The organism is Armatimonadota bacterium, assembly GCA_036504095.1.
Taxonomy (GTDB): Bacteria; Armatimonadota; DTGP01; order JAKQQT01; family JAKQQT01; genus DASXUL01.
Map to the genome: position 1 here is coordinate 89,819 of DASXVS010000017.1, position 12,986 is coordinate 102,804.

The following is a 12,986-nucleotide window of genomic DNA, read 5'->3' on the forward strand; positions in this document are numbered from 1 at the left end:
TGCCCCAATTTTCGGCGTGCCGACGAGCCGCCGGTGGAAGAGAGAACAGCGATCATGTACGCAGTGGTCAAGACCGGCGGCAAGCAGTATTCTGTCAAAGTCGGAGACACATTGAAGGTTGAGAAACTCGACGGCGGAGTGGGTGATACGTTAACACTCGGCGAGGTCCTCTATGTGGGTGGTGATTCGCCGAAGACCGGTTCGCCGGTTGTGGATGGCGCCAGCGTGAAGGCCGAAGTCGTCGCGCACGGTAAGGGCGAACACATCCGCGGTTTCGTGTACAAGGCGAAGAAGCGGTTCAGCCGCACCTTCGGGCATCGCCAGATGTACACACAGATAAAGATTACGGATATTACAGCGTAGCGACGAGTCTCTCTTCTTCCGCGGTCCGGGTTCCGAGTTACGGGACCCGAAACCCGGAACAAGGAACTCGGAACCAGGAACTCGGAACGAGGAACAGATATGGCACACAAAAAGGGCGTAGGCTCATCGCGGAACCTTCGCGACAGCAACCCGCAGATGCTGGGTGTTAAATTGTACGGCGGCCAGTTGGCCAAAGCCGGCTCGATCATCGTCCGCCAGCGCGGCACCAAATTCGCGCCCGGCACCGGTGTGGGCAAGGGCAAGGACGATACGTTGTTCGCTCTCAAGGCGGGCTACGTGACCTTTTATGGCCATCAGAAGGGCCGCCGCAAGGTGAGCATCTCCGATGTGAACCCGAACACGCCTCGCCAGGAAGAGCCGGCCGTCGAAGCCGCCGCCTGAGCGTACTGAAATAGCGGAATGCGGGGGCACGGCTTGCCGTGCCCCCTTCATTTGGGGGATGGGGTTTGGGGGTTGGGGTTAGGGTTCGGACCCGAAATCCTCCCCGAGACCCTTCGTAACATGGTCTTTCTGGACGAAGTCAATATACACGTGAAATCGGGCCGCGGCGGAGACGGCTCCGCGTCGTTTCGGCGCGAGAAATACGTGCCGCGCGGCGGGCCCGATGGCGGCGACGGCGGCCGAGGCGGAAGCGTCATCCTCGAAGCGGATGAGAGCATCAACACGCTGGTTGAATTCCGCTCCCGCCGCTCGTACAAGGCGCCCTCGGGAACGCAGGGCCTTGGCGTCCAGAAGTCCGGCAAAAACGGCGGGGATGTTGTACTCAAGGTGCCGGTCGGAACCCTCGTTTTCGAAGAGGGGCACGATGCGCCTATTTTCGATCTCGTTCTCCACGGGCAGCGCGCCGTCGTGGCGAAAGGTGGCCGCGGCGGACGGGGCAACATGCATTTCACCAGTCCCACCCGTCAGGCGCCGGCGTTCGCGGAGATGGGTGAGCCGGGCGAAGAGCGTGGCCTGCGCCTCGAATTGAAGCTGCTGGCAGACGTTGGCCTGCTGGGCTTTCCCAACGTGGGCAAGTCCACGTTGATCAGCCAGATCTCGGCGGCGCGGCCCAAAATCGGCGATTACCCGTTCACAACGCTGATCCCAAACCTGGGCGTGGTGAAGGTAGAGGAAGACAGTTTCGTTGTGGCGGATATCCCGGGCATCATCGAGGGCGCCAGCGAAGGGGCGGGACTGGGACATCAGTTCCTTCGACACGTGGAACGCACACGCCTGCTGGTCCACATCCTGGACGTCAGCGGAGGCACCGGCCGGGATCCCGCCGTCGATTACGTTTCTTTGAACAACGAACTGGCCGCCTACAGCGAACGCCTCGCTGGGCTTCCCCAGATCGTGGTTCTCAATAAAATGGACGTCACCGGCGCCAGGGAGATTGCGGACGCGGTCCGCCCGACGCTCCCCGAGGATGCCGTTGTGTTCGAGATGTCCGCGGCCACCGGGAAGGGAGTGCGCGATGTGGTGTACCACCTTGCGCAGCGCCTCCGCGAGATTCCCAAGCCGCTGGTCTCGCCGGACGCTGTAGACACGGTGCTGATCTCCGCACCGGAACGCGAAACGTGGGAAGTCATCCGCGAGGACGACGGCACGTGGGTGGTGAGCGGCACGCCGGTGGAGAAACTGGTGGCCATGACGGACCTGGGCCGTGAGGAAGCCGTTCGGAAACTGCACCGCCAATTGAAATCGCGCGGCGTGCTGGACAAACTGGCCGAGATGGGCGCGGAAGACGGAGACAGCGTTCGGATCGGCGACGTCGAGTTCGACTACGTGAATTAGGGTTCCTAGTTCCTAGTTCCGAGTTCCGAGCTCGAAACCAGGAACTAGGAACCCGGAACTCGGAACCCGAAACCCGAAACCCGGAACTCGGAACTCGCACCATAATGACGCTATGAGACTGGGTGTTTTTGGCGGCACATTCGATCCGATACACTACGGCCATCTCCGCATCGCGGAGGCGGCGCGGGAGGCGCTCAGCCTTGACAGCGTGATGTTCGTTCCGGTGGGAGTTCCGGTACACAGGCAGGTTGCCCCGCACGGCTCGGCCGAAGCGCGCTACCAGATGTGTCGCCTCGCCACCGAGGACAATCCGGCCTTTGAAGTGAGTCGAATCGAAACGGATGCGCAGTCGCCTTGCTTTACCGTGGACACGCTTGCCCGGTTGCGCATGGAACGCCCGGACGCGGAAATACGTCTCATCATCGGCGCCGATGAAGCCGCCATCTACCCAACTTGGCGCGAGCCGCGCACCATCGTGAAGCAGGCCCGACTGGCCGTTGCGATGAGGCCGGGCATCGATGCCGCGGAATTGCAGGCCGCGCTGCCGCGCTGGGTCATCGATGCGATGGACGTTCTGCCGCCGATCTTTATAGGTATCAGTTCCACCGACATCCGGGCCCGTCTGACAGCCGGAAAATCGGTGCGTTATCTCCTGCCTGCCCCAGTGGAAATGTACATTGAGAAGAACCGACTCTACCGCCCTTAAGACGCGGCGCCGTGGCCGCGTGCCGATGTGGATCAAGTACCCTTTGCTGGGTGCGCTGCTTGCGCTCCTCTGGCTCGGGGGCGCGCCCGCGTTGCGGGTGCTCACACACGGGAGGCTATTCGGATTTCAGGTCACGCGTCCGCCTCTGGGTGGAAGAACAGAGTTCAACGTGCTGATTCTGGGCCTGGATCAGCCGGACAAGCTGAACCCGAAACTGGGCCGTCGAACGGATTCCATGCTTCTCGCGCACGTTGATCTGCCCACCAGGATGGTTACTGGCTTCAGCATCCCCCGCGACACGCGGGTTCGGTTCCCGGAAGCCAAGCGCTGGATCAAGGTAAACGCGGCCTATTCGGAAGGTGGATATCAGGCATCGATGGACATCGTCCGGGCCATCACGGGGGTTCGGCCGGACTACTACGTGGTGGTCGATACGTCATCCACAAGGAATCTGGTTGACCTGGTTGGCGGCGTGGACGTCACGGTGGATCACAAGATGGACTACGACGACAATTGGCAGGATCTGCACATCCACCTCGATCCAGGAGAGCAGCGCCTGGACGGGGCGCACGCGATCCAATTCCTGCGGTTCCGGCATGACCGCACAGGCGACATCGCGAGAATGCACCGGCAGCAGCAATTCGTTTCCGCGCTGGCGAAGCAGATCTCCGCTCCGGGGAACCTGCCCAAGCTGCCGTGGATTGCGAAGGAGTTGCGCAAGCAGGTTCAGACGGATATGGAAGACACCGACCTGCTGTTTCTGGCGAGGGAGCTTCGCGGAGTGCAGTCGTCGCACCTGATGTTTGATACACTGGAAGGTGAAAGCCGGACGATCGGCGGGGCGGATTATTTCCTGCCGTACGGCTATAAGATGAAGCAGACGATTTTGAAGTCATTTCCCGGCACCCTTGTGCCGGACGATAATACGGTTGATATCGTGGACGGATCGTGAACGCCGCAGGCCGAACGAGGGATCGGCGCGGGCAAGAGAACAGGAAAATATGACCAAATCGGAACAGACCGAGCGGAAAGTGGCCGTGATGAAGGCCGCAATGGAAGACAGGAAGGCCCTCGACGTGGTGGTGGTTGACTTGCGGGGGAAGACGCTGATGGCGGATTACTTCGTTATTTGCACAGCCACCTCGCGTCCACAGATCAACGCCGTGATCGACAGCGTGCGCGAGAAATTCCGCGAATCCGACCTCCGCAAACCCGGAGTTGAAGGCCAGGACCAGTCCAAGTGGGTGCTTCTGGACTCGGGGGACGTGGTAGGGCACGTATTTGCGCCGGACGAGCGCGCGTTCTACAACCTTGAAGCCTTCTGGCAGAACGCGAAGCTGCTCGGCACATGAGATCGACATCGGACACACGGCGCCCGGCGCGATTTGCCCCCGTTCTGATCGCCCTTTCGCTGATTGCGGGTGCCTGCGGAGCGGCGGCCGCCGCCAATACGGACGTGGTCAGCGTGGCCGCGCTGCCGTACGGTGGCGGCACATACCGCGTTTCGGTCCTGTTTCCAACACTGCTGCGGGACGGGAGCGGCAAAGCGGCCGTCGAGGACCTGTGGCGACGCTCCGGATGGGAACCGGGGGCGGTCAAATGGATTCAGATTCCGGCGGTGAAACTGTTTCCGGCCGAAACCTCCGTCGAATTCAGCGTGAACACGCTGTACCCGCGCGGCGAGTTCCCGATCGAAGCGTTGGCGATGGCGTTCAAGCAATGGGGCGGCGTGTACGTTACCGTTGCGCACGACGGCCGGTTCCGCTACACCGGGGAGCCGCACTATGAGAACGCCGATGCCACGATGGACGTCTCGTCCCATTCGAACGCGTTGAACGTCTTCGTGCGCATCAAGAATCCCGGGATCCAGAGCCTGAAGTTTGCCACTATGAGCGCTCCGCCAACGCCGGCTGCCCCCGGTACGGCGCCCGCCCGGCGGCCGGCGCGGCGCGTTCCGGCCTGGATCGTTATGCTCATCGCCCTGCCGCTGGCGGGCCTCTCCGGCGTGTTCGTCTATCTCTATCTGGACGCGAAGCGGAACAAAGCCTAGCGCGGCAACCAATGGACGAGTCAATGAATCAACATTCGAAGCGCTTCATTGCACCCGTTGACTCATTCACCCATTGACTCGGTGGATCACAATCGGTTGCATCACGCGTCCGGCGTGCCCTGCAATCCGCGCAGGTGGCGGTAAATGACGACATCGCCGGCAATCGCCATTGGCGCAGTGAGAATGATGCCGAAGCAACAGAGAACCACCCCGCTCAGGCCAATCAGCATCAGGAGCACGCGCGTTGCCAGCAAAGCGGCATAGTGCCCGCGCGTCGCTTCGAGGCTCGCATTGACGGCCTCCACAACCCCACAGCCCCGGTCGATGACTTCCATCATCACGAGGCTGACCGGAATCATGATGAGTGCGATCAAGAGTACGACCACCGCAAGCCTCGGCCATTCCATCGCCCACCAGCCGGACATCGCCGTGTAGCTCGGTTCACCGCTGTGCGTTGTTGGTGGAAGTGGTACTGAGGCATAGACCATAATCCACGGAATCCCAACCAGCAGAGTCGCGGTCATCAGCGGGCCGGCGTGACGAAAGCCCTGAAACATATGGCGAAACTGGGCGGCGCGTCCGCTCGCGGCCCTCGCGCAAACGTACCATGGTCCTGTCGCCAAAGGAGCCAGGAGAATGGTGGCGAACCCATCGACCAATAGAGTGGGGCGGCTCAGCGATCCCCAGCCAAGGTGTCCCACAACTTGGCCGACTATGTACTGCGCCAGGTTGGCTAACAACATGGTCACAATCAGCAAGCCTGAGTTGGCGCTGTACACTCTCCAGGCCTCGGAAACGATGTCGAAGGGCTTGATGCGGCCCGTGGGCCGGATGATGTCCGCGTGGGCGAATTGCGCATTATGAGGTGCAAGGGGAACAAGCGTAGCCGATGCGTCCGGACCGTTTGGCGAAATAACCTTGGCGCCGCAGAATCGGCAGGATCCTTCGACGTTGTACGCATCTTCGGTAGCTTCCAGATCTCGACCACACGCCGGACAGCGAAAGACAATGGACATAGGGCACCTCGGCAATGGAATTGGCTCGGTCGTTACTGATACCCTATGTTGTTTGCGGCAGGTGCGGCAAACAGGCTCAGTCCGGCGTGCCCTGCAGCCCGCGCAGGTGGCGGTAGACGAGCACCTGGCCAAGCGGGATGAACCCCATCGTGAAGAGTGCCCCGATACAGCACGCAAACAGCCCGGCGAGATAGCAGAGTGTCAGCAGCAGCCCGGTAACCAGGATCATCAGCCGATGGCCTTTGGTGAACTCCCAGCTTGCCTTCAGCGCGCTGATCCCATCAACACCGCGGTCGATGACCTCCATCTGACCGGCCATGAGAGTAACGATCATGAAGATCATGACGAGCCAGTACGCAATCATGAACGGCGTGTATAGTCTTGGAGCGCGCGTCGCCGCCGCGGACTGCGCTATCTGCAGTGCGTACAGCGGCAGGTTGTAGACCACCGCAAATTGCACCAGCGGACCATAGTGCCGCAACCCGGCGAAGATCGCACCCATGCTGTCATCGCCGCGGGCGATGATCCGATCGACCAGGTACAACGGGCCGGCCAGCAAAGGCGCGAAGAGGATGCTGAGCACCATGATTCCGAGGGTCGTCGAGACCGGCATAACCGTCGGCGTTCCGGGGGCCGGCGGATGCCGCATAGTCTCGCGAAAGAACGGCACGAACCACGGCGCCATGGCGGCAACCGTGATCAGGCCGACGATCAGGTATGCCGCAAGGATGATCGCCCAGTGGACCTTGAGGAGCGCCCAGGCTTCCGACAGAATGCCGCCGGGATCTATCTCTCCCGTGGGCTGGCTGACATCGCCCGGCGCGGCTTGCATGCTCGCGGGCCCGGCGGCGACTAGCGTGGCCGGCCCGTCCGGCTCGCTGGGGGATACAATCTGGGCGCCGCAGAAGCGGCAGGAACCGGCGACGCCGAATGCGGCGTCGGGAGCCTCGAGATCCCGGCCGCAGGCCGGACAGCGAAATACAATCGGCATGGGTTACCTCGTTATGAGTATGAGAGCGGATGCTGCACCAACGGTAGACTGTTTGCGCGGCAATTGAAAAGTGAAACGAGAACGGATGGATGATACGGCCGCCGCCGCGCGCCCGGCCGTTGGCACTCCCGCCTCCAGATTGACAAGGGGGGCCATCCGTGGTACCATTTGCGTAAGGAATGGCGTTGGGTTCGAAGGCCTCAACACCCGGTAAAATCGGCATGGAACTGGATATTCGCAAACAACTCGTGCTTGAGGCAATCGTCAACGAGTACGTCCGCACGGCTGAGCCTGTCGGCTCCGAGAGGCTGGCCGAATCAACCGCGTTTTCAGCGAAATCCGCCACCATCCGTAATGAGATGGCCGTCCTCTCCAGCCTCGGTTACCTTCTCCAGCCGCACACATCGGCCGGACGCATCCCGTCGGACAAAGGTTACCGGTTCTATGTGGACCGCCTGATGCAGCCGGACCCCGCCCCGCGCCCACCGCGGGCGCGGTTCGACTCGGAACTGGACGAGGTGCTGCGCCAGACCTGTCGCATCCTGGCCGGCCTCACCCGCTGTGCCGCGGTGGCGGCGCCTCCGCAGCGGGAAAGCGTCACCGTTCAGCAGGTTCACACCACGCCGGTAACGATGACCCGGGTGCTGGTGGTCGTGATTTTCAGCAGTGGGGACGTGCAGCACCGAATCGCGGAGGTGGGGCAAAGCATCCCGGCCGCCAAACTCTCGCGCCTGGAGCGGATCCTGAACGAGGAGTTGTCCGGCCTCACGCTCCCGCAAGCGCGATCCGCCAAGCCGCTATTGCCCGAGGATCTTGCGGGCATCGCCGTTCCCGCCGCGCGAATGATGGACGCCATCGGGCAGATGGTCGCGCGGGACGAGGACGACACCGCGTTTGTGGAAGGCACCACCCAGGTGCTCCGGCAGCCCGAATTCCAGCACGATGACAGGCGGGAACGCCTGTTGAGCGCCCTGGAAGATCGCCGAGCCCTCCTCGAAAGCCTCCGGGCGATGGACGAAGGCGTGGACGTGGTCATCGGCAGCGAGAACCCGCTGCCCGGCCTGCAGGAACTCAGTTTCGTGTCCACCCGGTATTACGTGGGGATGAGCATGTCCGGAGTGATCGGCGTTTTCGGCCCCACCCGCATGGCGTATTCGCACACGGTGCCCGCGGTGCGGTCGATCGCGCGGGTCCTCAGCGGCGTTCTCACACGCATGAGCCTGGAATAAGCACCCCAATACCTTCAATGACGGCGGAAGGCCGGCGGCGCTCTCGGCGACCGACCGGCCTTCAACCTTGCGATGGACCTCGTGAGGTCTACACCGCGCGCGACCTCAGGAATGCCTCGTTGATCACTTCACGGATCCCGGGCTTTCCTCGAATCACCTGATGGAGAATGTCCATCTCCTTGCGCAGATCTTCCGCTCCACCGCGGAGCTCACGAACCTCCCCGGACAGGTAGACAATACCGTGACAAACGCGAACTTCAAGGCGCGATGAATCTATCGCGCGCTTCACGATTTCGTGCCGGATGGCACTACTCATTCGGGCATCCTCCACCGACATGGGCCTCCTCCTTCCAGCGTGGCAGGCCCCGTCCTTACGGACGGGTGGTGGCGTCTCAACGTGCCCCCGGCAGGGCCATGGGCACGATGGCTTCGAATTCAGCACGGACACAGTTGTCGCGTTCGCGTTCAATAGGCGCTTGTTGCTGTGTCTTATGCGTTATGACGAACCCGCACTCGAAAAGGTTTCCGCGGGCCTCATGAGGATTACTACCACATAATCCGCGCGGTTACACGCATATGAAACGAAGTAACGTGCCTGCGACCGGTGGGCACGGCGTCAACGGCGACCCCGTCCCATCGCGAACCGGCGGGACGCCGGCCGTTCCGTGAAACGCGTAAACCGGCGGACGGGGCGAACGGGCTATTGCACGCGGTCGCGGATTAGGCCCACCACGCGGCCCTGGATCTGGAAGTCGTCCGTTGCGCCCACGGGGATGTCGCCGAATTCCGGGTTCTCGGGGTGGAGGATGACGCCGTCGTCCGAGCGGTGCAGGCGCTTCACCGTCACTTCGCCGTTCAGAAGCGCGGCGATGATTTCGCCCTCGCGCGGCTCGCCTTCGAGGGGGCGGATGCGCAGTAGGTCCCCATCGAGGACGTGGGCGTCGCGCATGCTGTCTCCGGTGACCTTCAGTAGGAAGTCTCCCGCGTCTCCCCGGGCGTCGATCGGCATCGCGAAGTAGCCGTTCACGTGTTCCTGCGCGCTGATGGGGATGCCGGCGGCAATGCTGCCGAGGATGGGAAGCGCGGCCATTTCGGGCAGGGATTCATCGCTGGAGAGGCCGCCGGCGACGATGCGCAGCACGGGCCGTCCGGTCTCTTCGTCGTCGTCCAGCGTCCAGTGCGACGGGGTGGCGCCATCGCCGCCGGTCAGCTCGATCTCGCCAACGTACACTCGATTCTCGATTCCGCGCGCACGGCTGAACAGGGAATCGCCCACCGCCTGGCCTTTCGCGGACGCGAACTCATCCATTTTGGCGCTCACGTTATCGCAAGCGTGCAGCACGACGGCCTCCGGAATCGCCGGGAGCATCGGCGCGCCCCACTCGCGGGTGCCCTGGTGCGTGAGGATAAGGTGCAGGACCGCGGCTCGCAGGTTCGGCGGGAAGTCCGGGATGCCTTCGATGACGCGCTGAACCATCGCCGCGCCCATCACTACGTGCCCGACGAGGCCGCCTTCAACGGTGGTGCCGAAGTCCGCGCGCCCGATGTCCATTTCCCCCGTCTTGCCGATGTCGTGCAGGATCGCACCCGTGAGGAGCAGGTCCCGTCGAAGGCCCGGGGCGCGTTCACAGACGGCCATACAGAGGTCGCACACTTCCAGCGTGTGCGCCAGCAGGCCGCCGACGCCTACGTGGTGCATCTTCTGTGCCGCCGTTGCCTGGCGGAACGCGGCGGTGAAACCGGGCAGCTTGAAGACGCGGCGCAACAGCTCCACCAGGTTCGGGTCCTTCACTGTGTGGGCGAGGCCGCAGAAAGCCTTCCACATCGCTTCGCGATCTCCCGGGAACTCCGGGATGAAGCCGTCGGTGCGATTGGGGTCGGCGCCGGGCCGTATCCAGTCCGCAATGATACCCAGCTTTCCATTGTACAGCTGGACGTGTCCCCTGATGTGCACGCAGTTTGCGCTGGCGATACGGTTCCACTCCGTGTCGCCCACCTTCCACTGCTTCGCGCTAATGCTCCCCGTGGCGTCCCGGATTTCAAGTAGAGCGTATGGTTCGCCGTTCTTGCCCGTTGGACGCGAGCGTTCCACCACGCCGAACTCGTCGTCCACCATGTCCCCGTCCACCAGATCAATCACGCGGATCCCGGCCATCGGTACCTCCCCAGCCGCCCTCCCCTGTGAGGGGCGAACAAATGTCCTATTTCACAGTTTATCATGCTCCGCCAATCCTTTCAACTCGCACGATTTCACCGTCTTGACTTGACTCACGACTCCGCGTGTATATTGACCTGAACGGGGGGAAGAGCGGGTTCCGGGCATCTCGCCTGCCGCAGCGCCTTGCCAACCGCAAGTTAACGAAAGGAAGGGTCAGCCAATGGCGTTCGTAATCGCCGAGCCGTGCGTGGGTGTTAAGGACCGCGCGTGCGTTGCGGTGTGTCCGGTAGACTGTATCTACGAGGTAGAGGAGGGCCAGACGCCCGATATGCTCTACATCAACCCCGATGAGTGCATTGACTGTGGACTGTGCAAGCCCGAATGCCCCGTGGACGCGATTTTCTTCGAAGAAGAAGTTCCCGCGGAGTGGACCGGCTACATTGCCATCAACAAGCAGTTGTCCGGCCTGTAAGCCACCAACCGGGCTTGAAATCAGCGAGGGGTTGCCCATTTGGGCAACCCCTCGCTCTTTGTGCCGCTGGGCGTCACGCCCGTGGTACTGCGGTAGACAACCAAAAAGAGCAGCGAACGACGAGAACGCCATTCATCGTTCATCGCTCATCGTTTCCGCTCAGCCGCCGCGGTTCCCGCGGTTGGCTCGGCCGCTGCGCATGTTATTGAACAGCGCCTGGCGGTCCTGCGGCGACATGTTCTGTATGATCTGGCGCTGCACATCGCGCATCGCCTGCATCCGATCCTGCGGAGACATCGCCTGGAATGCCGTCACGGCATTCTGGATAGCCGTTGCCGGTGCGTTGGCCTGTGCGGCCTTCGCGGCCACGCGCTGTTCCGCGCCCGCCTCTTCCTGGTCCGGCGTGAGTTTGCCCTGTACGTAGTAGACAACCGGGCCGTCCGGGATCACGCCCCCGAGCGCGCCGTTCACCGTCATGGATCGCTTGGACTTGGCGTCGCTCACGATGGCGGCGGTCGGCAGCGCCAGCATGCCGGCATATACCTTGGCCGCAGCGGCTTCGGTAAGAACCGGGGCGTCCTGAGGCAGATTGAAGCGCACGACCTTGCAGCCGAACGCGGCGGCCACCGTGGACATCGCCGCGTCCGGTTCCACGGCCTCAATGGAGCCGGTGTAGGACCCCGTTACGGAAGGGGAGAAGTAGACCGTTGCGCCAATCTTCTTGGCGATGTCCCGCATCAGGCCGCGAACGTCGGCGGACGTCGCGCTCACGGTCAGGTACATTGTCGCCTGCGGTCCCTTTACCGTCAAGGCGACGGTCGAGGTCGGTTCCGCCACTTTTCCGCCCGGTTTGGCCTGCTGGGCATGGGCCCCAACTGCCACAACGGAGAGCGCAAGGGCAATGGGAATGAACGTAGTTCGCATGCTCAACTCCTTTCGCCACTCGGGCGACAAAGATGATTTCGGGATACTGCTTTCCCTGGTACCCATCTTAGACGCGAAAGCGGAGGGGCCGGTTGCGAAAGGAGGTTCCGGGTCCCGGGTGCCGGGTTTCGAGTTCGGGGTTCCGAGTCCTGAGTTCCGAGTTCCGAGTTCCGGGTCTCGAGTTCCGGGTTCCGAGTTTCGAGTTCCCGGTTCCGAGTTCCGGGTTCCAGGACTCATGCTTCGGTCGACCGAATTCGGCCTGCCTGCTATTGACTACTGTCCACTGCTTACTGCCTACTGCCTACTGCCGACTGTCTACTGACTACTGCCTACCGCCGACTGTCTACTGACTACTGACTACTGACTACTGCCTACCGTCTCCTGTCTCCTGCCTCCTGCCTACTGCCCGGAGATGAAGCTCGTCGACGTTGGCGGGTTTCCCAGGTTCCAGTTCTGCAGCGTGTGCTTGCCGATGATCGAATACATGATGAGCGTCGTGACAATCACCGCCACGCTGAGCCCCACGATGATGAGCCACGTGCGGAAATCGCCCCAGCCGTGGTCAATCCGGGGCCCGGCTGCCCCCCCCGCGGGGTGGATGCCATGGTCCCTGTCGTCACCGTTACCGGATAGTTTTCCCTGTTTCATGTTGGGACGCTCCTCAGTAGCCCAGGCCATTGATGGCGATATTCGCGACATAGCCGATCATCCAGATCACCAGGACGATGCTCAGGATGATCACAAAGACCGTGGGCTTCCTGTGGCCGCCCTCGATTATCCCCGCGTAGTGATCGATGTGTTCCTTGTCGTCGTCGCGGGCATCGCTTTCCAGCCGTCCCTGACGCATGGCCGCGTAAAGGCCAAGCACGAGGATCAAGCCGCCCACGATGATCGCAACGATGACATGCCAATCCGTTAACCAGGGATAGAAACCGGTGCCTCGGTTCAATGGCGTTCCTCCGCCCCCTTGTGCAGCGTATCAGTCACCTGGATGTGGGAGCCGATGACCACAGCGGCGATGGGGATACCGATGCCTATTCCGAGCAGAATCGCCATGGCCAGCGCGACAACCGGAACGCGCCTTGCCTGGATGGGTACATCGGGCGACCCCGGTATCTCCAGCGGCAGTTCCGCGGCCCGCCTGTTATTCGAGAGCTGGCCCGTGCGCCACATCGCCCAGATGATGACGATCACCATCCCGATCCCGGGGGCCATATGCAGCAATACATGTCCTAGTGAGTGCATGACAACCACTCCTTCTGAGACGTCAAGGCATCCTG

At 62.3% G+C, this 12,986-nt stretch carries 17 protein-coding genes; 9 read left to right on the top strand and 8 right to left on the bottom strand.

Annotated elements, in window-relative coordinates; genetic code table 11:
* The first annotated feature begins 54 nt into the window (after nucleotides 1-54).
* From rplU to VGM51_03070, 7 genes are all read left to right on the top strand, one after another.
* Nucleotides 55-363 (top strand): 50S ribosomal protein L21, encoded by a 309-nt coding sequence (gene rplU / locus VGM51_03040; protein HEY3412013.1) that lies wholly within the window; start codon nucleotides 55-57, stop codon nucleotides 361-363.
* A gap of 99 nt (nucleotides 364-462) precedes the next feature.
* Nucleotides 463-765: a 50S ribosomal protein L27 gene (gene rpmA / locus VGM51_03045; protein ID HEY3412014.1), complete on the top strand. Its 303-nt coding sequence runs from the start codon at nucleotides 463-465 to the stop codon at nucleotides 763-765.
* A 120-nt stretch (nucleotides 766-885) separates the two neighbouring features.
* Nucleotides 886-2,160, top strand: coding sequence for a GTPase ObgE (gene obgE, locus VGM51_03050; GenBank protein HEY3412015.1), 1,275 nt, complete (start codon nucleotides 886-888; stop codon nucleotides 2,158-2,160).
* A gap of 112 nt (nucleotides 2,161-2,272) precedes the next feature.
* Nucleotides 2,273-2,866, top strand: coding sequence for a nicotinate-nucleotide adenylyltransferase (gene nadD / locus VGM51_03055; GenBank protein ID HEY3412016.1), 594 nt, complete (start codon nucleotides 2,273-2,275; stop codon nucleotides 2,864-2,866).
* Nucleotides 2,838-3,818 (top strand): LCP family protein, encoded by a 981-nt coding sequence (locus VGM51_03060; GenBank protein ID HEY3412017.1) that lies wholly within the window; start codon nucleotides 2,838-2,840, stop codon nucleotides 3,816-3,818. The genes nadD and VGM51_03060 overlap by 29 nt, the downstream gene beginning before the upstream one ends.
* Before the next feature lie 49 nt (nucleotides 3,819-3,867).
* A complete protein-coding gene (gene rsfS / locus VGM51_03065; GenBank protein ID HEY3412018.1) occupies nucleotides 3,868-4,218 on the top strand; it encodes a ribosome silencing factor in 351 nt (116 codons plus the stop codon).
* Entirely contained in the window at nucleotides 4,215-4,916 is a 702-nt protein-coding gene (locus VGM51_03070; GenBank protein HEY3412019.1) for a hypothetical protein, read from the top strand. The genes rsfS and VGM51_03070 overlap by 4 nt, the downstream gene beginning before the upstream one ends.
* A gap of 101 nt (nucleotides 4,917-5,017) precedes the next feature.
* Here the strand turns inward: VGM51_03070 and VGM51_03075 are convergent, their stop codons facing one another.
* Both VGM51_03075 and VGM51_03080 read right to left on the bottom strand, forming a co-directional pair.
* Nucleotides 5,018-5,932, bottom strand: coding sequence for a hypothetical protein (locus VGM51_03075; protein ID HEY3412020.1), 915 nt, complete (start codon nucleotides 5,930-5,932; stop codon nucleotides 5,018-5,020).
* A gap of 76 nt (nucleotides 5,933-6,008) precedes the next feature.
* Nucleotides 6,009-6,923, bottom strand: a complete 915-nt coding sequence (locus tag VGM51_03080) for a hypothetical protein (protein ID HEY3412021.1) — start codon at nucleotides 6,921-6,923, stop codon at nucleotides 6,009-6,011.
* A 221-nt stretch (nucleotides 6,924-7,144) separates the two neighbouring features.
* Here VGM51_03080 and hrcA point away from each other — a divergent pair, with 221 nt between their 5' ends.
* Nucleotides 7,145-8,152, top strand: coding sequence for a heat-inducible transcriptional repressor HrcA (gene hrcA, locus VGM51_03085; GenBank protein ID HEY3412022.1), 1,008 nt, complete (start codon nucleotides 7,145-7,147; stop codon nucleotides 8,150-8,152).
* A gap of 88 nt (nucleotides 8,153-8,240) precedes the next feature.
* Here hrcA and VGM51_03090 read toward each other — a convergent pair whose 3' ends face one another.
* Together VGM51_03090 and lexA are read right to left on the bottom strand one after the other, a co-directional pair.
* Entirely contained in the window at nucleotides 8,241-8,468 is a 228-nt protein-coding gene (locus VGM51_03090; protein HEY3412023.1) for a BON domain-containing protein, read from the bottom strand.
* A gap of 384 nt (nucleotides 8,469-8,852) precedes the next feature.
* Nucleotides 8,853-10,307, bottom strand: coding sequence for a transcriptional repressor LexA (gene lexA, locus VGM51_03095; protein HEY3412024.1), 1,455 nt, complete (start codon nucleotides 10,305-10,307; stop codon nucleotides 8,853-8,855).
* A 223-nt stretch (nucleotides 10,308-10,530) separates the two neighbouring features.
* Here lexA and VGM51_03100 point away from each other — a divergent pair, with 223 nt between their 5' ends.
* Entirely contained in the window at nucleotides 10,531-10,782 is a 252-nt protein-coding gene (locus VGM51_03100) for a ferredoxin family protein (GenBank protein ID HEY3412025.1), read from the top strand.
* A gap of 159 nt (nucleotides 10,783-10,941) precedes the next feature.
* Here VGM51_03100 and VGM51_03105 read toward each other — a convergent pair whose 3' ends face one another.
* The 4 genes from VGM51_03105 to VGM51_03120 form a co-directional block, all read right to left on the bottom strand.
* The gene (locus tag VGM51_03105) at nucleotides 10,942-11,706 is read right to left on the bottom strand and encodes a hypothetical protein (GenBank protein ID HEY3412026.1); all 765 of its coding nucleotides are present in this window, start codon (nucleotides 11,704-11,706) and stop codon (nucleotides 10,942-10,944) included.
* A 399-nt stretch (nucleotides 11,707-12,105) separates the two neighbouring features.
* Nucleotides 12,106-12,354 carry a hypothetical protein gene (locus VGM51_03110; GenBank protein ID HEY3412027.1) on the bottom strand — a complete coding sequence of 83 codons (249 nt, stop codon included), beginning with the start codon at nucleotides 12,352-12,354 and terminating at the stop codon, nucleotides 12,106-12,108.
* 13 nt (nucleotides 12,355-12,367) lie between these two features.
* A complete protein-coding gene (locus VGM51_03115; GenBank protein ID HEY3412028.1) occupies nucleotides 12,368-12,655 on the bottom strand; it encodes a hypothetical protein in 288 nt (95 codons plus the stop codon).
* Nucleotides 12,652-12,951 carry a hypothetical protein gene (locus VGM51_03120; protein HEY3412029.1) on the bottom strand — a complete coding sequence of 100 codons (300 nt, stop codon included), beginning with the start codon at nucleotides 12,949-12,951 and terminating at the stop codon, nucleotides 12,652-12,654. The genes VGM51_03115 and VGM51_03120 overlap by 4 nt, the downstream gene beginning before the upstream one ends.
* Nucleotides 12,952-12,986: the final 35 nt, after the last annotated feature.